A 24,041-nucleotide genomic window follows, 5' to 3' on the forward strand; every position below is an offset into this window, starting at 1 on the left:
CAAATGACTGTACTGCCTATATTGATATAACTAACCGATAATTAGGGTTAAACATAATGACGGTTAATTAAAACTTCTTTTATTTACCTGCTCGTAATATACCTGCAGCACCAATATTAAGAATGTATCGGTTCACTCTGAACTTCACTTGATCTGGTCGAGTGCAATTTAAGATATCATCCGCTAGCTCTTTCAAGTCTTCTGAGTTTGATTTTTTCAATACCCATTTCACTCTTAATAAGTTTTTCGTATTCATGCTAAGTTGAGTAAACCCCATCCCTGCAAGTAACATAGCGCCACCTGGATCACCAGCTAACTCACCACATACACTGCAAGGTATACCAATTTCTTTGGTTACATCAGCAATCATCTTAATCGCATTAAGCACCGTTGGATGGTAGGCATCGTAAAGGTTTGCAACCTTGTCATTATTCCTATCAACCGCCAATAAATATTGTGTTAAATCGTTGGTACCAATTGAACAAAAATCAACTTTGCCTTTCAGCTGTTTTAATTGAAACAGCATAGAAGGTACTTCTAACATCACACCAAACTTAGGTTTAGGTACAATCGCCGCGGCATCAGCTTCTTGCAGCTCATCTTGAACTTCAAAATAAGCTTGATTAAATAACCGTCTTGCTTCGTCAACTTCACCAATATCAGAGATCATTGGTAACATGATATGCAAATTGTCAGTAAATACATTGGCTTTTATCATTGCCCGTATTTGTACTAGAAATATTTCCGGATGATCAAGGGTTAGGCGAATTCCACGCCACCCCAAAAATGGGTTATCTTCGATTATTGGAAAATATGGTAATTGTTTATCACCACCAACATCTAAGGTGCGCATTACCACTGGTTTTTCTGAAAAGTCACCAAGCACTTGTTGATAAACCAATTGTTGCTCTTGTTCCGATGGAAAACGCTGGCGCATCATAAAGGTATATTCAGTACGATATAATCCAATACCTTCAATGTGTTCTTGTTCTGCAAATTCACCGTCAAAACCCATTCCTGAGTTTATATACAAGGAAATACGCTTGCCGTCTGCGGTTTGAACAACTTCGTCGGCTTCAACTTTTAATTGATTAGCAAACTCTAAATCTTCCGACTCTAAATTTTTATATTCTTCTACTATGGCTTCAACGGGCGAAATGAAAACTTGGCCGTTGTAACCATCAACAATAATATCAACACCATCAAGTTGTAATAAGGGTACATCGCGTAAACCCATCACGGCTGGAATGCCTAATGCTCTTGCCATAATGGCGGCGTGAGAGTTCTCAGCCCCTTTGATTGAAACAATACCTTTGATCTGATCTCTTGGTATTTCAGCCAGCATAGAAGCGGTCACTTCTTCGGCAATGATAATTGCGGCTTTAGGAATCGTTTTATGTTGCGATGAAGCATTGGTTAAATGTTTAAGTAATCTCCGGCCTAAATCTTTTACATCAACGGCACGTTCCCTTATATAAGGGTCTTCCATTTTTTCAAATTCAGAAATGTAACGTTCAACCACTATTTTAAGGGCTGAAACCGCACACCAGCTTTCATTAATTTTAGCTACTATTTCGTTGCCTAAACTTGCAGCTTCCAACAATTGCAAATACATATCAAAAATAGCAAGCGCTTGCGGAGGTAAGTGTGTCGACATGCGTTCCGACATAAGTTTAATGTCAGTTCGGGTTGCTTCTACGGCTTCAAAATAACGAGTTTTCTCAATATCAGCGCTCGGCACTTTGCGTAAAGAAACGTCTGATAAATCAATTTCTGTTTGTACTAAATAAGAATAACCAATGCCAACCCCTGTTGAACCGGATACCCCTTTTAATACTAACGCGTTATTTTCATGTTCTATATATGGAGATGAAGACTTCATGCGTACACTGACATTGGCAATTGACGATGCCAATTGCGCGCTGAGCGTCACTAAAAAAGCTTCTTCTTCTTGATCAAAAAATCGGGCTTGGGATTGTTGTATTGTGATAACACCTAAGACTTGACGTCTATGGATGATTGGCACACCTAAAAAAGCGGTAAAGTTATCTTCTTGTACATCCGGAAAGTTTTTAAATCTTGGGTGACGCTTGGCATTGTGGATCTTGATAGGCTCTTCACGTTGCGCAACCCAGCCCGTTAATCCCTCGTCAAAGCTCATGGTGGTAACACCAATTGCATCCGGGTTTAATCCGTCGGTGGCTTGTAACCTTAAAATGCTTTGTTCAGATTCAGCTAAATATACAGAACAACATTCTGAATTTAACACACGTTTAATGTCGGTTACTAGAGATGCAAGAGCCACCTCTAAAGATGGCTCCTGTACAAATGAATGAGTAATACTTCTTAGATCATTTAACATAATTTGTTATCAACAATCCCAAGGACTTTTACGCTGTTAGTGAAAACAAGTCGAAAACTATCCACGTTGTTTATTTTGATTATTCCTATTATAAGTTGATTTATTGCCACGGCGTTTATGCCTGTGACTTACTGGTTTATGACCACCAAAATCACCTTTACCCGCGTTTGATTTAACAAAAGGCATCACAATACTAGCAAATTCTTTCATTGCTCTGCGATATACATCCCGTTTAAACGAAACTACATTTCTAATTGGATACCAATAACTTACCCATCTCCAATCATCAAATTCAGGATGGGAGGTTTTTAATAAATCTACATCGGATTCTTTGCAACGAAGGCGCAGTAAAAACCATTTCTGTTTTTGGCCAATACATACCGGCATACTTTCCCGACGAATAAGTCGTTTAGGTAACCTGTATCTCAACCAGTTTTTACTGACTGCCAGAATCTCAACATCATCCGGCTTTAACCCTACTTCTTCTTCTAACTCTCGGTACATGGTTTGTTCAGGTGTTTCACCTTCATCAATCCCACCTTGAGGGTATTGCCAAGAATGTTGGCCGTATCTACGAGCCCAAAACACTTGACCTTTATGGTTGCAAATCACGATGCCAACGTTGGGACGAAACCCTTCGGCATCAATCACAGTTTCACCTGTTTATTATACTTTTTTATATCCTTTGATTCTTCCACAAAGCGGCGACTAGAGCAAACCAAAATTTAGCTGGTATCACGTTAAAGTTAATAAGATAATCCTAACGGGCATAATAATCGGAATACTGGCTAATTAATGAACTTTTCTCCGCCTCCGGCAACCATCGAAGAACTGCAGCATCGTATTGACTTAATCGCAGGATTAACGTTGGGCGACTTAGCAGGAGAGTTAAACGTTGTGGTTCCAGAAAACTTACAAGTAGAAAAAGGTTGGCCAGGACAATTATTGGAAGCCTATTTGGGCGCAAGTGCAGGAAACTTACCCGAACCTGACTTTCAATTACTGGGGGTTGAGTTAAAAACCTTACCCATTAACCGCGACGGTAAACCACTGGAAACCACTTTTGTATCCGTTGCGCCATTAACGCAATCTTCACCAATCACCTGGCGAGAGTCTTCCATTTATAAAAAATTACGTCATGTATTATGGGTTCCCATTATCGCAGAACGTAATATTCCAGTTCCTCTTAGACAAATAGCCACGCCATTTTTATGGCAAATGGATGCTCAGCATGAATCGCTTTTAAAAAATGACTGGGAAGAGTTAATGGAGCTTATTACTTTTGGGCATCACGACAAAATCTCCGCATTACACGGTGAAGCGTTACAGTTAAGACCCAAAGCCGCTGACAGTTCAGTGCGTACTCAAGCCTTTAATCAACAAGGTCAACCTATCCAAGCACCGCCTAAAGGTTTTTATTTAAGAACCAGTTTTACCAAACAAATTTTAACGAAACAATTTCAGCTTTAACGATTAATCATTATAAATTGACGTAAACAAGGCACATATTTTCATGACTGATATCTCAACAATAGAATCTCAAGTTTGGCAATGGTTAGATAAAGCGGTTATTGGTTTAAACCTGTGCCCTTTTGCCAAAAAACCACGAGCCAACAATCAAATAAAGTTAGTCATCTCACAAGCTGATAACAGCAACGACTTAACAAACGAATTACTCACAGAGCTTGATTTTTTGACCAACACACCTGCAGAACAAACAGACACCACAGTCATCGTCATCCCACTATTTTTAACCGACTTCTCCGATTATTTACACATGTTAGACGTGGCTGATATGTTAATAGATCAAATGGGCTACCGCGGCACATTTCAACTCGCCAGCTTCCACCCTAACTACCAGTTTGACGGCACAGAAGCCGGCGACGCTGAGAACCTAACTAACACAGCCCCTTACCCAATACTGCACCTCATTAGAGAAGACAGCATGGAAAAAGTATTATCAAAATACCCAGATCCCGAATCAATTCCGGTGAATAATATAAAGACGGTGGAGTCTTTAACGGAGAAGGAGATGGGGGAGATTTATGGGTTTAAGAGCAGGAAAAGCAAATAAAGCAGCTGTAAGCTATAAGTTTTAAGCTGTAAGGAAAATCTCTGATGTGACCTCGTAAAAGTAGACACGGGGTTAATTTAATTCTTCATATTGCATGGGACTCTCGCCGAGAGGCGAAACAACAAAAGCTACCAGTTACGAGATTCGAGTTGCGAGCTGCGAGCTGCGAGCTGCGAGCTGCGAGCTGCGAGCTGCGAGTAAAAAGATGATGATAACCAACTTAAATAACAAACCTGTAGGTTTGCACTAGCATAAACGAAACAGCGCCATTACCTTAATTCAATATGAATCGAATGCGTAAACTGCGCTGATACACCAACACCAGCTACTGCTATTAATTGATTGTTGATATAAATCAGGGGGACATGAGCTCGCCACCATGTTGGACAGCCAACTTCTTTTAAGTATTTGTTTAACTTTTTATGCCCTGAGTTTCTATTAGGTTGAAACATTTCACTGAATCGTGCCCATTTGATCACAAGTGTTTGGTCAAACTCTATTTCCACTTTGAGCTCTTGATATAGAGTATTTTCTGGCAATACGTACCATTGACCTGGACTCACCATTAATTCAATCGTACTTAAGTCTCTTGGTTCTTTTATAATGTCGCTGACCAAATACAAATGATGTTTGTGTGTTCTTAAATAATTATCCGCCACTTTCAACTTAATATTTGAATCGGTATTTAATTGACGGATCTGCACCATTAACTCATTTAACGTCGCCAGTGCTGGATAACGATTTAATTGTCGGTAAACAAACATGCGTATCACGGCTTTTTGTTTTGATGCAGATAAACAGGCAAGCTTATCAATATTCAAAACAGGATGTTGGTTAAAGCCAACTTCCAAACACCTTAGGTAATCCTGCTCCACATATTCATTAAGTAAATCAAAGTCCTGTTGTAATAACTCTGTGGCCGTATTAATTGATTTTCCAGCGACAGACCAGCGTTTAAATAACTGTGGTAAAACAGATAACCTAACGAAGTTACGGTCAAATCTATCATCTTCATTTGAGTCATCATTGACCCAAGTTAGCTTATGCGTCTGAGCATAATCTAAGATAGTCTGTTTGCTCACATTTAACAGTGGCCTCGCTAACCTAACTTGTTTTTCTTGTCCTAATGGATGCGGATATGGACTTATTTTACGCATTGAGGTTAACCCAGCTAAACCGGAACCACGCATTAGACGTAACAAAAAGGTTTCCATTTGATCGGACTGGTGATGCCCAGTAAACAATACCGAATTAGGTTGTGAACACTCAGCAATGGCTTGATACCTAGCATCTCTGGCCTGATGTTCTAGTGACGTTCTTGATTTGGCTTGTATATGAACTTGCTCTATAACCAGACTAACTTGGTGTGCTGTACACCACTGTTGTATTTGTTGTTGCCACTGTAAGGCGTTTGAATTTAAGCCATGATTAACATGAACCGCAGTGAAGTTAATAGAGGTGTTCTGTCTTAACTGAATAAACAAATCCAACAAAGTAATAGAGTCAACACCACCACTTAAACCAACAACCAAGTTACTTTTTTCAAGTTCTTGTTGTTTTATAAAGTTATGTAAATGAGTCCAATCTAAATTCATTATTTATATTTCTAGTTAACGTACAGTTGTAAAAAAAGCCATCTAAATGATGGCTTTAATCAATGTTTACAATTATCGCAAAGATTTGTTTTTAAGGCTACTTTATAAAAAAGAGCTTACCGGTTTATAAATAACCGTAACCCATTAAACGTTCATAACGTTTATCTAACAATTCTTCTTTCGACATTGTTTTTAAATCGGCTAAGTCTTGTTTAAGACGTTGCTTAAGATTAGCAGCCATCAGCTCCATATCTCTGTGCGCACCACCTAGTGGTTCTTCAACTAAGTTGTCCACTAAACCTAATTCTTTAATTTTTTGTGCTGTAATACCCATAGCTTCTGCAGCGACAGGCGCTTTCTCTGCACTTTTCCATAAGATTGACGCACAACCTTCTGGTGAAATTACTGAGTAAGTACTGTATTGCAACATGTTTACACGGTCACCAACACCAATGGCTAATGCACCACCAGAACCACCTTCACCAATAACAGTACAAACGACAGGTACTTTTAATCCCGCCATTACTTTTAAGTTACGAGCGATAGCTTCACTTTGGCCACGTTCTTCAGCGCCTATACCTGGGTATGCCCCCGGAGTATCAATAAACGTAATGATTGGCATATTAAAACGTTCTGCCATTTCCATTAATCGTAAGGCTTTACGATAACCTTCTGGTTTTGGCATACCAAAGTTACGTTTGATTTTTTCTGCTGTATCACGACCTTTTTGTTGGCCAATGATCATTACAGGTTCATCATCCAAACGTGCAATACCACCAACAATCGCTAAGTCATTAGCGTAGGTTCTATCCCCTGCTAATTCGTCAAACTCAGTAAAAATACGTTCGATATAATCTTTGGTATATGGGCGTAAAGGATGACGAGCTATTTGTGCTACTTGCCAAGCCCCTAAGTCACCAAAGATTTTTTTGGTTAGTTCGTGATTTTTTTTCTTTAAGTTTGAAATTTCATCTTCCAAACCTAAATCAAGTTCACCACCACGGTTAACATTCATCAGCTCATTGATTTTTGCTTCTAATTCAGCAATTGGCTGTTCAAATTCAAGATAATTAAGACTCATACTTCCACCGGTCTAAAGATAATATTTAATACAAATTGTCATATCACTGACATAACAACTCGTTAGAATTCTAATTTAGGATCAATTTCCAAGGCTTCCTTGATATCAATAAATAATTGATCATCAGGGTTAACTCGCCAACTGGTTCCCAGTTCAATCTTTGCGCTAGCCAGTTCATTTTCATAACTGATCTGTACTGGCGTTGTGCCATCTTTATAAGGTAATAATAACTTTTTCAACTGTTGCTGAATTTTATTACCTTTTTCTACACTGTTAACATTCAGGTTAATACAATTAACGTATTTCTCTCTCGCCTGTGTTAACGACATAACATCGCGAGCGGTCATTGTATTGCCGTCACTGAAATTATCAAAGCTGACCTGTCCAGAAACGATGATTATTTTACCATTTTGCAGCTGTTCTTGGTACATATCGTACTGTTCAGGGAAAAACCGTAAATCCAGACGACCACTTTTATCATCTATTTTCACTAATGCCCATTGTCTGTTCTTTTTATTAACTAAAACGCGAACATCAACCACGAGTCCAACCACAGTTATAGACTGATCTCTGCGAGTTGGCGTCACTTCGGATAATTTTATTTTTGTATAATGACGTAATTCTTTACGATATTCATTAATTGGATGCCCTGTTAAGAACAAACCTAAAGTTTCCTTTTCACCTTCTAACCATTTTTTATCTGGCCATAAAGTGGCGGGCTTAAATTTTTGTTGAACGTCTTCATCATCCGTCGCTAACAGTCCAAATAAATCCGATTGACCCAAATCTGCATTTTTGGCTTCTTGATTGGCCGCTTTTAACGCATCTTCCAGTGTGGCCATGATGATGGCACGTTGTTCTTGTTTGTGTGGTGCTGGGCCAATTTGATCTAAGGCACCGGCTAACACCAATTTTTCCATCACTCGTTTATTTAATTTTTTAACATCGACACGAGCACAAAAATCAAATAAATCCTTAAACTTACCACCTTTCTCACGAGCTTCTAATATAGCTTCAACCGGTGCTTCACCTACACCTTTAATCGCACCAATGCCGTAAATAATATGTTCTTGTTCATTGACCGTAAACTTGTACGAACCTGAGTTTACGTCTGGTGGCTCAATCGTCAACTTCATGCGTTCACATTCATCAACTAAGGTCACGATTTTATCGGTATTATCCATATCCGCAGACATAACCGCCGCCATAAACTCAGATGGGAAATGAGTTTTCATCCACAAAGTTTGATAAGACACCAAGGCATATGCCGCAGAGTGAGACTTATTAAACCCGTATCCAGCAAATTTCTCTACCAGATCAAATATTTTGGTCGCAAGCTCAGGGTCGATATTATTGTTTTTTGCACCTTCAGCAAACGTCGCACGTTGCTTTTCCATTTCTTCAGGTTTTTTCTTACCCATAGCACGACGTAACATGTCTGCGCCACCCAAGGAGTAACCTGACATTTCCTGTGCTATCTGCATTACTTGTTCTTGATAAACAATAATGCCGTAAGTTGGTTCTAATACTTCTTTAAGGCAATCATGCTGATATTCATGATCTGGGTACGCAACTTCCTCTTCACCTTTCTTACGTAGAATGAAGTTATCTACCATGCCAGAATCTAACGGGCCAGGTCGGAACAAGGCAACTAATGCGATGATCTCTTCAAAGTTGTCTGGCTGTAACCGTTTAATTAGATTTTTCATGCCTGAAGACTCCAGCTGGAATACTGCTGTTGTCTCTGCATTTTTTAACATTTTAAAACAAGCGGGATCGGCAACATCTATCGAAGCTATATCAATCGGCTTCTTACCCACTTTCGCCAATTTTGCATCGGCCATTTCAATGGCCCACTGCAAGATAGTTAAGGTACGTAACCCCAAGAAGTCGAATTTAACTAACCCAGCAGTTTCCACGTCATTTTTATCAAACTGTGTTACCGGGTTGTTACCTTCGTCATCACAGTACAAAGGTGCAAAGTCAGTGATTTTAGTAGGTGCGATTACAACACCACCGGCATGTTTACCCGCGTTAGATGTTACCCCTTCTAACTTACGAGCCATGTCGATAAGTTCTTTAACGTCATCGTCACTGTTATATAACTCTGTGAGCTGTGGCTCTACTTCAAAGGCTTTTTTTAAGTCAGTGCCTGGCACTGTTGGGATCAGTTTTGAGATCCTATCCACAAAACCATATGGATGACCTAATACACGTCCAACTCCAAGCACCACGGCTTTAGCAGCCAAGGTACCAAAAGTAATAATTTGCGATACGGCATCACGGCCATATAATTCAGCAACGTGATCGATAACTTCTTCTCGCCGCTCCATACAGAAATCGATATCAAAATCCGGCATCGAAACACGTTCTGGATTCAAGAAACGTTCGAATAACAGTGCAAACTCTAATGGATCTAAGTCAGTGATTTTTAATACATAAGCCACTAATGAGCCCGCACCTGAACCTCGACCAGGCCCAACCGGAATGTTGTTGTCTTTACTCCATTGAATAAACTCAGCAACAATTAAGAAATAACCAGGGAATCCCATTTGGTTAATAACGCCAAGTTCAATTTCTAAACGTTCATCGTATTCGCCACGTTTGTTTTTTCTTTCTTCTTCATCGGGGAATAAAAACTGTAATCGCTCTTCTAAGCCTTCTCGGGATATTTTTATCAAGAAGTCAGCTTCGCTCATGCCGTCAGTAGGACAAGCAGGTAAGAAATACGTCCCCAATTGCACTGTGACGTTACAGCGTTTAGCTATCTCTACTGTGTTTTGTAATGCAGAAGGAATATCAGCAAATAACTCACACATTTCGTCTTCAGATCTCAGGTACTGCTGAGGACTATAATTTTTAGGGCGGTTTTTATCTTCAAGGGTATATTTTTGATGGATACAAACTCTGATCTCATGTGCATCAAAATCATCAGGTGACATAAAGACCACATGATTTGTCGCCACGATTGGGAAACCGGTTTGCTCCGCAAAATCTAAAATTTGGTCGTTATAAATACGTTCTTCCGGACGACCTGTACGGTTGATTTCAATAAAAAAATGGTCTTGGAAATGGGTCTGGTAAGGTTCAATGATCTCTTGCAGTAATTTAGGATTGTTTTTGGCTAAACCAAAAGCAATATCACCCTGATCTGCGCCGGATAGGATGATGATCCCTTCTTTATGTTCGATTAACCACTCTTTTTCAATAACCGCCTTGCCACGAATTGAGCCTTTTAAATAAGCATTAGAGATAAGGTCGGTTATATTTTTATAACCATCATTATTTTTGGCTAATAACGTGAGTCTAAAAAGTGGCTCATCATCTTGACGCTTTACCCAAACATCTACACCAATAATAGGTTTAATACCTAAACCATGGGCGCCTTGATAAAACTTCACCAAACCACACAAGTTCATTTGGTCAGTTAATGCCAACGCTGGCATTTTTAAATCGGCCGCTTTACCTAATATCGCTTTGACCTTAGACATACCATCCATCATGGAATAATCAGAATGGACGCGAAGATGTATGAATTTAGGGTCTGTAGTATTTGACATATTTATTAATAATTATCACGGTTATGAGTCACAAGATAATGACTTTATATTGTTATTATTCAGATAATTCTAACGCCGACATGCGACGATAATTAATCTAAACCAAGCGCTTTTCTAACTGGTTTAAATGATTGTCTATGTTGCGGGGTTGGGCCGTATTTAGCAAGCATTTCGAAATGTAATTTTGTTGGATAGCCTTTGTGTTTAGCAAAACCAAACTCAGGGTAAATTAAATCTAACTCTTTCATTTCATTATCACGAAACACTTTGGCTAAGATTGATGCGGCACTGATTTCAGCCACACGTAAATCACCTTTCACTAACGCTTCTGAAGGCATCGGTAGTTCTGGGCAGCGGTTACCATCAATTAACACAAACTCTGGCTGAACAGACAAATGAGCAACGGCTCTGGTCATTGCTAACATAGTTGCGTGTAATATATTAAGTTCATCCACTTCATGAGCATCAGCTCTGGCAATTGACCAAGCTAACGCTTTTTCTTTAATTTCAATGGAGAGTAACTCACGCTTTTTTTCAGTTAGTTTTTTTGAGTCCGTTAATCCTTCAATTGGATTATTTGGATCAAGTATCACAGCAGCAGTTACAACAGCACCAACCAATGGACCTCGACCTACTTCATCAACACCCGCAATCAGTTTGTAGTCAGGGTATATATATTCTGGAAAGGTTTTATCCATGATTTACAGCGTCCTTTTGTTTATGGTCGATAAGCTGCCAAATAGCATCGGCGGCTCGTTTACTGGCATCTCGTTTGATAGAACTATGTATGTCAGTAAAGGTTTGTTTTAACTCAACCTGCGGTTCAAGCAGCATAGGTTTGATGGCTTTAACAATATTGTCAGTCGTTAAGTCTTGTTGAATTAACTCAGGCACTATCATCTTCTGCGCTAATAGGTTGGGTAAAGTGAAATATGGCGTTTTTATCATACGACTAAATATCTGATAACTTAACCAACCTACTTTATAACCTGCAACCATAGGTGTTTTCATTAACATGGTTTCCAAGGTTGCTGTACCTGATGCTAATAACACGGCATCAGACGCCGCCATTACCGCTCTTGCATTAGCTATAGATAAAGTGACACCTAAATCTGAGTATTCTTCATCAATGATGTTACCAATCAACGCGGCTCTGTTTTCGTTTACCGCTGGTACTAATATTTTAAGATCGGGAATTTGTTGTTGAAGCTCACGTGCTGCATCTAAAAACGGACATAATAATAGTTTAATTTCAGACCCACGACTGCCTGGCAAAACACCGAGTACTTTATCGGTAAGTGATAAACCTAGCTCTTGTCGATACTCTGCTTGTTGGTCATCTAACGGAACTTGGTCAGCCATGGTATGACCAACAAAATCACAAGGCATATTGTGATCATCATAGAACTGTTTTTCAAATGGCAATAAAGCTAATACTTTGTCGCAGGCTTGTTTAATTTTATGAATGCGTGATTGTCGCCATGCCCATACAGAAGGACTGACATAATGAACCGTTGGGATCCCTTGTTGTTTTATCGCGAGTTCCAAGCCGATATTAAATTCAGGCGCATCGATACCTATTACAATATCGGGTTGCCAATCGATTAGATCTTGTACTAACTGCTTACGTTTTTTTAACAACCTAGGTAAACGTTTTAATATTTCAACAATGCCCATAACGGCAAGCTCTTCCATGTCAAACATGGTTTCACAACCAAGTGCCATCATTTTAGGGCCTGCGACGCCTTTAAATATTAATTTTGTTGGTTCGTTTTGTTGCTTGGCAAGATCAGAAAGCGCCGACATTAAGTCAGCGCCTAAAATATCACCCGAATGCTCTCCGGCGATAATGCCTATTTTTAATTCTTTCATAACAGATCAGACATGTATTTAATTCTCTAAACTAACTGACTGGAATAACCTGTCAGAATACAGGTTATTCTACAGGAGCAGTGTTAACGAACAATGCCACGTGGCGAGTCGATGATAAACTGTTTAAATGCAGAAATTGCATCACTAGAGTCTGGGATATTGGCTAACGCTTCATCAATTGAGTTGCCTTTACGGTACACTTCTTTGTATGCGCGTTTAATAGCCAGAATATCTTCTGCTGAAAAACCTCTGCGTTTTAATCCTTCCGAATTAATGCCATGCGGTTTCGCGCTTTGACCTGACGCTAATACATAAGGTGGAACGTCTTTTACTACCATAGAATTTAAACCACAAAAGCTATGTGCACCAATGTGACAGAACTGATGAACCCCCACCATTCCACCTAAAATAGCCCAATCACCAACATGCACATGACCTGCAATACTGGCATTATTAGCAAATATAGTATTATTGCCTACAACACAATCATGGGCGACATGTACATAAGCCATAAACAGGTTATTACTGCCAATTTTAGTTAAACTTTGGTCTTGAATAGTGCCGCGGTGAATAGTGACGTTTTCACGAATAATATTATTATCACCAATCTCTAGACGAGTGGGTTCACCATTGTATTTTTTATCTTGGCAGTCTTCACCAACTGAGGAAAATTGAAAGATGATATTATTGGCGCCAATGATAGTTGGGCCTTTAACCACAACATGAGAATGTATGATGGTATCGTCACCTATCTCTACATCATCACCAATAAATGACCAAGGGCCAACATATACGTTTTTGCCTAGCTTGGCACTCGGGGATACAATCGCAGTTTCGTGGATCAAATTATACTCTCAACTGTTAGTTATTTTCATCAAACCACTGATAAAATTTAATATTTTCCAGTTGCTTATATTCTAACGTAAAATCTGCATAGGTAAACTCTGAGTTTACCTATTTAGCTAATTTTATTTTTTAGTATATATTCTTATAATACTCGACGGGCACACATAATGTCGGCGCAAGCTGCTAACTTACCATCAACAAATGCTTCACCACTAAACTTCCAAATGCCTCTGCGTTCTTTGATAAATTTAACGTGGAAATGCATTTGATCGCCAGGAATCACAGGCTGTTTAAAGCGCGCATTATCGATAGCAGCAAACAAATATAATTCATTAGGATCAACTTGACCTTTTTCAGCTTCAATAGTTTTAAAGCCTAATAGACCGGTTGCTTGTGCCATAGCTTCTAATATTAATACGCCTGGGAAAACTGGTTTACCTGGGAAATGGCCAGTAAATATTGGTTCATTAATAGTTACATTTTTAATTGCGTGTAACGACTCTCCAACTTTGTAATCCAATACTCGGTCTATTAACAACATAGGGTATCTATGTGGTAAATAAGACATGATTTTTTCAACTTCAAACGAATTTAGTTGCTCAGACAAAGCAATCTCCTTTTATATGTGAATCAGACTTAATTCCGATCACATTACTTATTTTCTAATTTCTTAACTCGGTCAAATAACTCTGTTAATTTCCTGTATCGAGCCGTATTGTTACGCCACTCTTTATTTGTTGTCGCCGGCATTCCTGAAGAATAAACACCCGCTTCTTTGATATCTTTCATGATAAAACTTCTACCGGTAATATATGTTTTATCAACAATAGTTAAATGCCCACTGATGGCACAAACACCACCTATGGTTACATTGCGTCCTATTTTTGTACTGCCCGCGATCATAGTACCAGCGGCAATAGCCGTATAATCCCCAATAACAACGTTATGACCAATTTGGATTTGGTTATCTATGATGACGCCCTGACCTATGACTGTATTATCAATAGCGCCACGGTCAATCGTGGTTGACGAACCAATTTCGGTGTTATCACCAATGGTTACACCGCCTAACTGAGGAATTTTGATCCAGTGTTGGTCGCCATCTATAGATTGCGGGGCATAACCAAAACCATCAGCGCCAATAACGCTATTAGCATGAATAATACAGTTTTTACCAATATCAACACCGTGATATATCGTCGTATTTGGCCAAACTCTAGAGTTCTCTTTGACTATTGTACCTTGCCCAACAAAACAACCTGCTCCGATCTGTACACCTTGTTCAATAATCGCATCAGCTTCTATCACTGCATTGGCTGCTATTGAGCAATTTTCCGCTATTTGTGCCGATTCAGAAACTACCGCACTAGGATGAATATTCATAGACTGTTGTGGGGTGTCATCTAAAATTTGTGCCACTAAAGCAAAACCTACATAGGGGTTTGACATCACTAATGCGGCGCCTTGCCAAGCATCAAGCTCTGACTCAGCCAGTATGACTGCACCGGCAGAGCAATCTACTAAATGCTTTTTATATTTAGCGTTGGCTAAAAAGGTGATGTGATTAATATTGGCTTTATCAATGGTTGAAATTTTTTCTATTGAAAGAGCACCGTCGCCGACGACTTTAACATCTAAACCCGAACGTTCTGTGATTAACTTAGCTAACTGTTGTAATTGAAATGACATAAATGCTCCCTGAAAGCGCGACACCCGTTTTATATTCATGAGTGTTTAACTATGTGCCATAAATGAAAAAACCCACTATGTACATAGTGGGCTTTTATATTTGCTATAAAATTAGATTAATTTAATTTGCTAACTTTCGCAGCTACTTTTTCTGAGATATCTAATTCTGGCTTAGCAAACGCTAAGCTTTGTGCGTTTAATACAACGTCTAACTTTTCTTCAGCAGCAACGGCTGAGATAGCTTGTTGGATTAATGCAAAAATCTTATTACGCTCTTCCGTTTGACGACGACGAATGTCTTGTTCTAATGGTTGAGCTAAAGATTGGTATTTCTTTTGTAATTCTTCAACTTGAGTACGTAAAGCGTCTTTTTGCTCCTCGCTCATCGTCATTGATTCACGTTGGAATTTTTCCATATTAAATTTAATGTCGCTTTCTAACTTTTGAATTTCTTCTGTCGCTGCAGAAAATTCTTGAGTTAATGCTTGTTGCATTGCAGCAGTTTGTGGAATTTTACTTGCCACTAATTGCATATTAACCACGGCCATTGTTTCAGCAAATACTGATGCAGAAAAGAATATGCCTGCTACTAATCCTAATAAGGTTTTTTTTGTTGTTGTCATTTTATACTCCATAAATTTTGTGAAACCTTTAATTAAAAAGTAGTTCCAATGTTAAAGCTGAAAAATTCGTGTTCATCGCCATCATATTCTTTTATAGGTTTAGACCATGTGAAGACCATTGGCCCCATTGGCGATAACCATTGTATTGACATACCCGCTGACGATCTATAACGACCAGGGTCTGAAAAATCAGTTAATTTACTTTGTTCAGTCGCAGATAAATTAGAATAATTATCCAAATCAAACTCTGTATCCCATACATTACCTGCATCGACGAAGAATGACGTTCTGACTGAGTTAGAAAATTCATCACTTAAAAACGGTGTTGGTGTAATTAATTCTAAACCACCGAAAAACGATGCATTACCACCCGTTGCGCGATACGTTGTCGATATAGTATCAAACTCGTCGCCAAGCACAACCTGACTTGTTCCACCAAAGCCGTCTGGCCCACCAGAAACTACGCGTTTTGTTCTAATGATACCTTTAGGACCGATAGTATTACTTTCAAATCCACGTAAATCGGTTGAACGTTGTTGCATGTTCTCCCAGAAAGGTAGAGTTTGATCGTTCCCATCTAAGGTTCCGTAACCATTACCGTAGTTCATTTCTAAACGAGTTAAGAATACCCATTTATGACTTTGTGTAAGTGGGAAGTAAAACTTCGAATCAAAATTAGCTTTAAAATATTGAACATCAGAGCCAGGTATTGCAGCTTTTAGTCCTAAGTATTGGCTAGAACCACCTGATGGGAAAACACCACGGTTTAGAGTTGAACGACTCCAACCTAAGCTTGCCTCTAGATTCTCAAATTTAAATTTAGCATCTGGATTATTCGGATCGATGAACGAGCTAGAGAACGTTTGGATTTGGTCATAAGGCTGTAATTGTGACAATTCTAGATTGTTATAATACAAACCTACATTAATACGGTTGTTTTCCATAATAGGCCAGCTCAACGTTGGACCCACTACCACTTTCTTCTGTGAATAAGATACAAGGTTTACTTTAGATGCGTCGTAATTACTAAACGATATTTGACCACCTAAACTCACACCATCATCAGTGAAGTAATTATCGGTATAGTTCAAAGAAACGGTTTGCTGAGCTTTCCAAGTATTAACAGAAATACCAATTTGGTTACCCGTACCTAAGAAGTTATCTTGTTGTACCGCCGCATTAAACGCTAATCCAGTATAATCGCCATAAGAAACGCCCGCTTGGAATGAACCTGAAGATTGTTCTTTAATGGTAAACACAACATTAACGGCATCATCAACTCCCGGAATGTCATTTACTTTAAAATCTACAGTTTCAATGTATTTTAAACGTTGGATGTAACTCTTAGATGCTTCTAACAAGTCATTGGATAAAGTTGCCCCTTCAAACTGGCGCATTTCACGTCTTAATACTTCATCTGATGTGCCAAAGTTACCTTCAAACGTAATACGGTTTACATAAACACGTTTGCCAGGGTCAACAGAAATAGTTAACGCAACCTCGTTTGTTTCTTCATTTAAGTCTGGAATAGTTTCTACTTTTGCGTTTGCATAACCAAATCGAGCTAAATATCGGGTGATCATTTCTTCTGTATATGTGATCACTTCACCGTTGTATAACTCATTAACCCTGATTGGAACTATCTTAGTTAAAAACTCTTCCTGTCCTAACAAGTCACCAATAAATTCAAAACCTGTGACTGTGTATGGTTCGTCTTCAACAACGTTAAATGTGATATAAACCGCTTCTTTATTAGGATCAACTGACACTTGTGTCGATTCAATATCAAACTTCAAATAACCTTTTGCTAAGTAATAATCACGAATGATTTCAATATCACCTTGTAGGGCTTGTTTTTGGTAACGGTCATTTGATGTGAACTGCCACCAATCTAAATTAAATTTAGATTCAATTTTTCCTAGTAACTCTTCGTCGGTAAATACTTTATTACCAACGATGTTAATTTGTTTGATTTTAGCCGCATCACCTTCTTCAAAATTGAAGTTAAGACGTACACGGTTTCTTGGAAGGTAGGTAATTTTTGCTTCAACTGTCGCATTGTATTTACCAACACTGTGATAGAAGTCGGTTAAACCCGTTTCAATATTTGTGATAACGGTTTTATCAAGCGCTTCGCCGATTCGAATATTACTGTCGTCTAAACTGGTTTGAAGTTGTTCATCTTTAATATCGCTATTACCGTCAAACTCAATTTCACTAATGGTTGGACGTTCAGTGACTAAGTAAATAACCACATCGCCATCACGATAGGCTTTTACATCAGCAAAATAGCCAGACTTAAATAGAGATTTAATTGACTGTGCGACGACAAATTCTGAAACTTGATCACCAACAGAGAAAGGGACGTTTGTTAATGCTGCACCTAAGGCAACACGCTGCAAACCAGTTATTTGAATATCTTGAACTTTAAAATTTTGACTATTTGCCGAAGTAAACCAACTCAAAGAAAAAAGGACAATACTAACTACGATGTGTTTCATTATTTTATAAATTCCAATACCACTGACTACAACTGATCAAATTAACAATGTTTATAACCGACCAAAATCATTGATAATGGCAATACCCATTATCATCATTAATATAAATGCTCCGATTCTGAAGCCCATTTCTTGCACCCTCTCAGAGACAGGCTTTCCACGAATTAGTTCAATAAAATAATACATTAAGTGGCCACCATCTAGAACCGGAAGAGGTAAAAGATTGACTACTCCTAGATTAATACTAATAAGTGCAAGAAACTTTAGAAAATTAACTAAACCACTCTCGGCGCTATGGCCTGCTCCTTGAGCGATTGAAATTGGGCCACTTAAGTTGTTTAACCCAATATCTCCAGTAATTAATTTACCAACCATTTGAAAACTTAGGCTAATAAACGACCAAGTCTGTTCAACTGATTTTTGCAAGGCAGGAAAAATACCATATTGAACGTCAAATACATAGCCTTTTGGCCATTTCTCTACATCCGGTGCAACACCTAAATAGCCTTGGCTAAAGCCGTCTTTTGTTGGTCTATTTTTTGGTGTTATTGCTAAAGTTATTTTTTGTCCGTTTCTCTCAACTTCAACGTTGAGTTTCTTGTCTGCGTTAGCGGCAATTATTTCCGTCGTTTGCTGCCATGTTTTTAAACTTATACCATTGATTGTTAATAATTTATCACTTACTAACAAACCACCAATTTGAGCAGGAGAACCATCAACTATCAAGGCAATGGTAAGAAGCGGGTTAGGACGATATGGCTGGATCCCTAAGCCTTTTAATACCTGGCCATCATCAATTTCCCAACCGTTACTATTTACGATTATATTGGTTTCAGCATTTCCTCGTTCAACCAACAAATTGAAATTAGGTTTACCTACTTGTGCAATCAACGCGTAATTGGCACTTTCCCAACTGGGGGTTGGTTGATTGTTGACAGATAAAATAACATCGCCAGCTACAATACCAGAGTCTGCAGCGATGGAGGATTGATCAACTAGCCCAACGACTGGTTTAACGGCTTTCCCACCCATCATAAACATGGCAAATAATACAATTATGGCAAACACAAAATTGGCCATAGGCCCGGCAGCAATTACCGCAATACGTTGTGAAACTTTTTTATTATTAAACGCGGAGGATTTATCTTGTGGTAACACCTCATCGATACGTTCGTCTAACATACGAACGTAACCACCAAGAGGAATGAGTCCTATAACAAAATCAGTGCCTGATTTACTTCTCCAGGTATAGATAGGTTTGCCAAAACCAACAGCAAACTTTAATACCTTAACGCCATTTTTTTTAGCAACCCAATAATGTCCGTATTCATGCACAAACACCAAAATGCCTAGGGCGACAATAAAACTAAACAGATTCCAAATAAATTCAGTCAATTCAACCTCTACAATTTAGCGATAAAGCCAGTAGCGACTTCTCTAGCTTGTTGATCTAAATTTAAAATATCATCTAATGTTGTTGGGCTAACCGTGCCTAACTGTTCTAAACAATATTCATTTAATGCCGCTATTTTATTAAACGGTATTTCACGATTTAAAAAGTGGGAAACCGCTATTTCATTGCTTGCATTTAAAACAGTGGTTGCACCTTGGCCTAATTTAGACGCTTGTAACGCTAAATCTAAATTAGGAAATCGAGATAAGTCCGGTGCACAAAAACTAAAATCAGCAAGTTGAGTGAAATCAAGAGGCTTTACCCCTGAGGCTATTCGGTCAGGGAAAGACAACGTATGGGCAATAGGGATACGCATGTCAGGTTGTCCCATTTGGGCCAATACTGAACCGTCAGAATAACTCACCATAGAATGAATAATACTTTGCGGATGAATAACAACATCAATTTGTTCAAAGCTGGCATTAAACAGCAGTTTTGCTTCAATGAACTCTAAACCTTTATTCATCATAGTGGCTGAGTCTACAGAGATCTTCGCTCCCATGCTCCAATTGGGATGGGCAACCGCCATTTCCGGCGTAATATTAGCAAATTCAGATAATGATTTAGTTAAAAATGGGCCACCTGATCCCGTTAATAATATTTTTTCAACACCCGCTTTTTTTAACTCCCCCCCTTTTTGCACACTTGAAGGCATTGCCTGAAAAATCGCATTATGTTCGCTATCTACTGGTAACAAAATGGCATTATTTTCAGCCACCGCAGATAAGAACAATTCACCACTCATGACTAGAGCTTCTTTATTGGCTAACAAGATGCGTTTTGAATGTTTGGCGGCAGTTAAGGTAGGTTGTAATCCGGCGGCGCCTACTATTGCGGCCATTACCGTGGTGACTTTTGGGTCTGAACAAACTTGCAATAATCCATCGGTTCCAGCTAATACATTAACATTTGAACCAAGAGACTTTAATTCATGTTGTAGCGTTTGAGCACTTTGCTCATCCGCCATAACTGCAATTTGGGGTTGGTACTGTTGGCACAATTTAACCATGCCAGATACATTGGTATTACCCGTTATAGCATAAAGATCAAATTTCTCTGGATGTCTTTTAATCACATCCAAAGTTGATAGACCAATAGAGCCCGTAGCACCTAATATTGTGATAGTTTGCATATACTAAAAACTACTAATTGTAGTAGTGGGTAAAAAAGACTAAAAACACGGGCATTGCTGCAGTTAATGAATCTATTCTATCTAATAAACCACCGTGACCAGGGAAGATGTTACCACTGTCTTTAATACCGGCATCACGTTTGAGCATACTCTCACTTAAATCGCCAAAGGCCGAAATAACACCGATAACAACACAGCATATTATCATGGCTGGCCAATTCTCAAATGAAACACTTTCGTTCCATAACACGGCTAAGGTTAATAAAACTACAGCGATAATACCGCCCATAAAGCCTTCTATGGTTTTACCCGGGCTCACGTTTGGCATTAATTTATGCGAACCAAATCGTTTACCAGAGAAGTAAGCTCCTACGTCTGCCGCCCAAACAATACCAAACACAAATAATGCTAACCAAGCGCCTGCATTAAAGTTAATAGCATGTTGCCAATCACGTAAGGTAACTAATGCTAACCAAGCTGGTATTAAGGTTAAATAACCAAACAGCGATTTAACCACTAAATGGTGCTGCCAAACCCGTTTACCCCTAGGATAAATAAACACTAAAAATGAACTCACTGCCCACCAAATACAAGCGGCAAACATTAAGTTATAATTTTGTTCAGTGATCTGCCCAGTTATGGACCATAACGTTGAATCTAAGTAATAAATGTAAATTAAACTGCCAATAACAACTAACCCAATTGAGTATATAAGTTGATTGGTTTTACTTTTTATTTCAGCTAATTTGCTCCACTCAAAGGCGCCATATCCGAAAATAGCCAAAGCTAACCAAGTAAATACGTCGATTGGCACAAAAAACAGTATTGCCAATAATATAATGCCCAATACGATGGCTGTGGTAATTCGTTGTTTTAGCAAACTTAAATCCTACTAATAAATTAAAATTAACTTTTTACCTGTTCACCAGTCAGACCAAATCGTCTTTCTGTTCCTGCAAAAAATTCTATAGCCTGTGCAAACGCAATATCTTTAAAATCAGGCCAAAATAACGGCGTAAAATACAATTCAGCATATGCCGCTTGCCATAATAAAAAGTTACTAATTCTCATTTCCCCGCCCGTTCTGATCATTAAATCTAAAGGGGGCTGGTCTGAGAACGAAGTGAAACTATCAAATACGTCTTCTGTGATGTCTGCAGAATTAAGTTCATTTGATTTCACTTTTTCTGCTAGTACTTTTGTTGCTTGTACAATATCCCAACGGCCACCATAATTGGCTGCCACATTAAGGATTAAACCCGTGTTATCTTGAGTTAATTGATGAGCAGATGCTACTTTATCTTGGATAGATTTACTAAAGCCATCTAAATCACCCACTATTTTTAACCGTACGTTATTTTTATGCAAGGTTTTAACTTCGCGAGTTAATACCAACATAAACAATTCCATTAAACCTGAAACTTCTTCTTCTGGACGTTTCCAGTTCTCACTAGAAAATGCAAATAAGGTTAGCGATTTAATACCGACTTTACGAGAAAACTTAACCGCCTCTCTTACCGCATCTACGCCCTTTTTATGGCCGTAAACTCTTGGCATTCCTTTTTGCTGTGCCCAGCGACCATTTCCATCCATAATAATACCAACATGTTGCGGTATTGATTCTGAATAGAATTCTAGCACTTGGTCTGCGACATCAACTTTTGCCATTTAACTCTCTCAATAAATAACAAAACGCCGCGTAGTAAACTGTCACGGCGTTTTAACTCATATATGTTTAACTAGAATTAACTAATTAGATTTCCATCAACTCTTTTTCTTTAACCGCTAACATGCCATCGATAACTTTCATTCTAGCATCCGTTAGCTTTTGAATTTCGTCTTCAGATTGGCGAGCTTCGTCTTCTGAAATTTCTTTGTCTTTTAACAACGACTTAATGTCACCGTTAGCATCACGACGAATGTTACGTACCGCAACACGTCCGGCTTCAACTTCACCTTTAACTACTTTAACTAAATCACGACGACGTTCTTCAGTTAACATAGGAAGTGGTATACGAATAACCGTACCTGCTGACATTGGGTTTAGTCCTAAATCAGACATCATGATCGCTTTTTCAACAGCTTGAGCTAAAGACTTATCAAAAACAGTTAACGCTAAAGTACGAGAATCTTCAATGGTTACGTTTGCAACTTGATTTAATGGAGTGTCTGCTCCGTAATAAGAAACTTGAATGCCATCTAATAGGCTTGGATGAGCACGACCAGTTCGGATTTTATTTAATTGCGATTGAAGAGACTCAATGCTTTTGTCCATTCTTACGGCTGCGTCTTTTTGAATTTCATTTAACACGATTAAATTCCTTAAGGTAGTTTAATTAGTTTTTCTTTACTAGAAACAATAGTGCCTTCATCTTCACCTAAGATGACACGTTTAAGTGCACCAGGTTTATTCATATTAAAAACACAAATTGGCGTATTATGATCTCGCGCTAAAGTAAATGCGGCTAAGTCCATTACTTTTAATTCTTTTTCAATTACTTCATCGTAAGTCAGGTGACGGTACAATTCAGCATTAGGATTTTTAACTGGGTCTTCAGAATAGATGCCATCAACTTTTGTGGCTTTTAAAATAACATCGGCTTCGATTTCGATTCCACGAAGACATGCAGCAGAGTCTGTTGTGAAAAATGGGTTACCTGTGCCTGCCGAGAAAATAACAACTCGACCACTTTTTAACAGGCTAATGCCTTCAGCCCAAGAGTAGTCATCACATACCCCTTTTAACGGTATCGCTGACATTAAGCGAGCATTAACATGTGCTCTGTGTAAAGCATCACGCATTGCCAGTCCGTTCATAACCGTTGCTAACATCCCCATATGGTCGCCAACAACTCGGTTCATCCCAGCTTCCGCTAAAGGCGCGCCTCTGAAAATATTACCACCACCAAGAACCACACCGACCTGAACGTCTTTTTCAACTAACTCTTTAATCTCTTGAGCCATTCGATCTAACACTTTTGGATCTATTCCAAAACCGTCATCTCCACATAATGCCTCACCACTTAGTTTTAATAAAATACGTCTAAAAACTGGTTTTGTGCTCATAAAGCTCCCGAATGTGAATTTTCTTGAGGTGCAAATTGCCGCGTATTCTAGGTGATTTAAATCGATTTAGCAAAAACTGATTTAGTCAAATTTGTATTTTTCCTAAGATAATTTACAAACATAACAATCTGCTGAATTAATAAGCTATGCCTACTCAAATTTAACTACAAAAGCGCTAAATGTTCCC

20 protein-coding genes are annotated in these 24,041 nt (G+C 38.7%); 2 read left to right on the forward strand and 18 right to left on the reverse strand.

Annotated elements, in window-relative coordinates; genetic code table 11:
• Window positions 1–79 precede the first annotated feature (79 nt).
• Entirely contained in the window at window positions 80–2,362 is a 2,283-nt protein-coding gene (gene ptsP, locus KO505_RS04020; protein WP_216054158.1) for a phosphoenolpyruvate--protein phosphotransferase, read from the reverse strand.
• Between the two features lie 57 nt (window positions 2,363–2,419).
• Entirely contained in the window at window positions 2,420–3,013 is a 594-nt protein-coding gene (gene rppH / locus KO505_RS04025) for an RNA pyrophosphohydrolase (protein WP_216054159.1), read from the reverse strand.
• 144 nt (window positions 3,014–3,157) lie between these two features.
• On the opposite strand from rppH, the gene mutH reads away from it, so the two are divergent.
• Both mutH and KO505_RS04035 read left to right on the forward strand, forming a co-directional pair.
• Complete coding sequence (gene mutH / locus KO505_RS04030) at window positions 3,158–3,832, forward strand: DNA mismatch repair endonuclease MutH (protein WP_216054160.1); 675 nt, start codon at window positions 3,158–3,160, stop codon at window positions 3,830–3,832.
• A gap of 43 nt (window positions 3,833–3,875) precedes the next feature.
• Complete coding sequence (locus KO505_RS04035) at window positions 3,876–4,436, forward strand: DUF1415 domain-containing protein (RefSeq protein ID WP_216054161.1); 561 nt, start codon at window positions 3,876–3,878, stop codon at window positions 4,434–4,436.
• 269 nt (window positions 4,437–4,705) lie between these two features.
• Here KO505_RS04035 and tilS read toward each other — a convergent pair whose 3' ends face one another.
• From tilS to pyrH, 16 genes are all read right to left on the reverse strand, one after another.
• On the reverse strand, window positions 4,706–6,031 hold the full coding sequence (tilS, locus tag KO505_RS04040) for a tRNA lysidine(34) synthetase TilS (protein WP_216054162.1): 1,326 nt from the start codon (window positions 6,029–6,031) through the stop codon (window positions 4,706–4,708).
• A gap of 124 nt (window positions 6,032–6,155) precedes the next feature.
• On the reverse strand, window positions 6,156–7,112 hold the full coding sequence (gene accA, locus KO505_RS04045) for an acetyl-CoA carboxylase carboxyl transferase subunit alpha (RefSeq protein WP_216054163.1): 957 nt from the start codon (window positions 7,110–7,112) through the stop codon (window positions 6,156–6,158).
• A gap of 62 nt (window positions 7,113–7,174) precedes the next feature.
• Window positions 7,175–10,672 carry a DNA polymerase III subunit alpha gene (dnaE, locus tag KO505_RS04050; protein WP_216054164.1) on the reverse strand — a complete coding sequence of 1,166 codons (3,498 nt, stop codon included), beginning with the start codon at window positions 10,670–10,672 and terminating at the stop codon, window positions 7,175–7,177.
• A 92-nt stretch (window positions 10,673–10,764) separates the two neighbouring features.
• Window positions 10,765–11,370 (reverse strand): ribonuclease HII, encoded by a 606-nt coding sequence (rnhB, locus tag KO505_RS04055; RefSeq protein WP_216054165.1) that lies wholly within the window; start codon window positions 11,368–11,370, stop codon window positions 10,765–10,767.
• Complete coding sequence (gene lpxB / locus KO505_RS04060) at window positions 11,363–12,544, reverse strand: lipid-A-disaccharide synthase (protein ID WP_216054166.1); 1,182 nt, start codon at window positions 12,542–12,544, stop codon at window positions 11,363–11,365. Before lpxB ends, rnhB begins: the two co-directional genes overlap by 8 nt.
• An 83-nt stretch (window positions 12,545–12,627) precedes the next feature.
• A complete protein-coding gene (gene lpxA / locus KO505_RS04065; RefSeq protein WP_216054167.1) occupies window positions 12,628–13,389 on the reverse strand; it encodes an acyl-ACP--UDP-N-acetylglucosamine O-acyltransferase in 762 nt (253 codons plus the stop codon).
• 143 nt (window positions 13,390–13,532) lie between these two features.
• Window positions 13,533–13,997, reverse strand: a complete 465-nt coding sequence (fabZ, locus tag KO505_RS04070; protein WP_216054168.1) for a 3-hydroxyacyl-ACP dehydratase FabZ — start codon at window positions 13,995–13,997, stop codon at window positions 13,533–13,535.
• A gap of 44 nt (window positions 13,998–14,041) precedes the next feature.
• A complete protein-coding gene (gene lpxD, locus KO505_RS04075; protein ID WP_216054169.1) occupies window positions 14,042–15,079 on the reverse strand; it encodes a UDP-3-O-(3-hydroxymyristoyl)glucosamine N-acyltransferase in 1,038 nt (345 codons plus the stop codon).
• 116 nt (window positions 15,080–15,195) lie between these two features.
• Window positions 15,196–15,702 (reverse strand): OmpH family outer membrane protein, encoded by a 507-nt coding sequence (locus KO505_RS04080; protein WP_216054170.1) that lies wholly within the window; start codon window positions 15,700–15,702, stop codon window positions 15,196–15,198.
• A 32-nt stretch (window positions 15,703–15,734) separates the two neighbouring features.
• Complete coding sequence (gene bamA / locus KO505_RS04085) at window positions 15,735–18,203, reverse strand: outer membrane protein assembly factor BamA (RefSeq protein WP_216054171.1); 2,469 nt, start codon at window positions 18,201–18,203, stop codon at window positions 15,735–15,737.
• Between the two features lie 51 nt (window positions 18,204–18,254).
• Entirely contained in the window at window positions 18,255–19,598 is a 1,344-nt protein-coding gene (gene rseP, locus KO505_RS04090) for a sigma E protease regulator RseP (RefSeq protein WP_216054172.1), read from the reverse strand.
• A gap of 8 nt (window positions 19,599–19,606) precedes the next feature.
• Entirely contained in the window at window positions 19,607–20,788 is a 1,182-nt protein-coding gene (gene ispC / locus KO505_RS04095; RefSeq protein ID WP_216054173.1) for a 1-deoxy-D-xylulose-5-phosphate reductoisomerase, read from the reverse strand.
• Between the two features lie 13 nt (window positions 20,789–20,801).
• Window positions 20,802–21,668 carry a phosphatidate cytidylyltransferase gene (locus tag KO505_RS04100; RefSeq protein ID WP_216054174.1) on the reverse strand — a complete coding sequence of 289 codons (867 nt, stop codon included), beginning with the start codon at window positions 21,666–21,668 and terminating at the stop codon, window positions 20,802–20,804.
• Between the two features lie 26 nt (window positions 21,669–21,694).
• Entirely contained in the window at window positions 21,695–22,456 is a 762-nt protein-coding gene (gene uppS / locus KO505_RS04105; protein ID WP_216054175.1) for a polyprenyl diphosphate synthase, read from the reverse strand.
• An 85-nt stretch (window positions 22,457–22,541) separates the two neighbouring features.
• Complete coding sequence (gene frr / locus KO505_RS04110) at window positions 22,542–23,099, reverse strand: ribosome recycling factor (protein WP_216054176.1); 558 nt, start codon at window positions 23,097–23,099, stop codon at window positions 22,542–22,544.
• A gap of 11 nt (window positions 23,100–23,110) precedes the next feature.
• Window positions 23,111–23,854: a UMP kinase gene (pyrH, locus tag KO505_RS04115; protein ID WP_216054177.1), complete on the reverse strand. Its 744-nt coding sequence runs from the start codon at window positions 23,852–23,854 to the stop codon at window positions 23,111–23,113.
• Between the last annotated feature and the right edge of the window lie 187 nt (window positions 23,855–24,041).

This window comes from Psychrosphaera sp. F3M07 (genome assembly GCF_018860345.1).
Taxonomy (GTDB): Bacteria; Pseudomonadota; Gammaproteobacteria; order Enterobacterales; family Alteromonadaceae; genus Psychrosphaera; species Psychrosphaera aquimarina.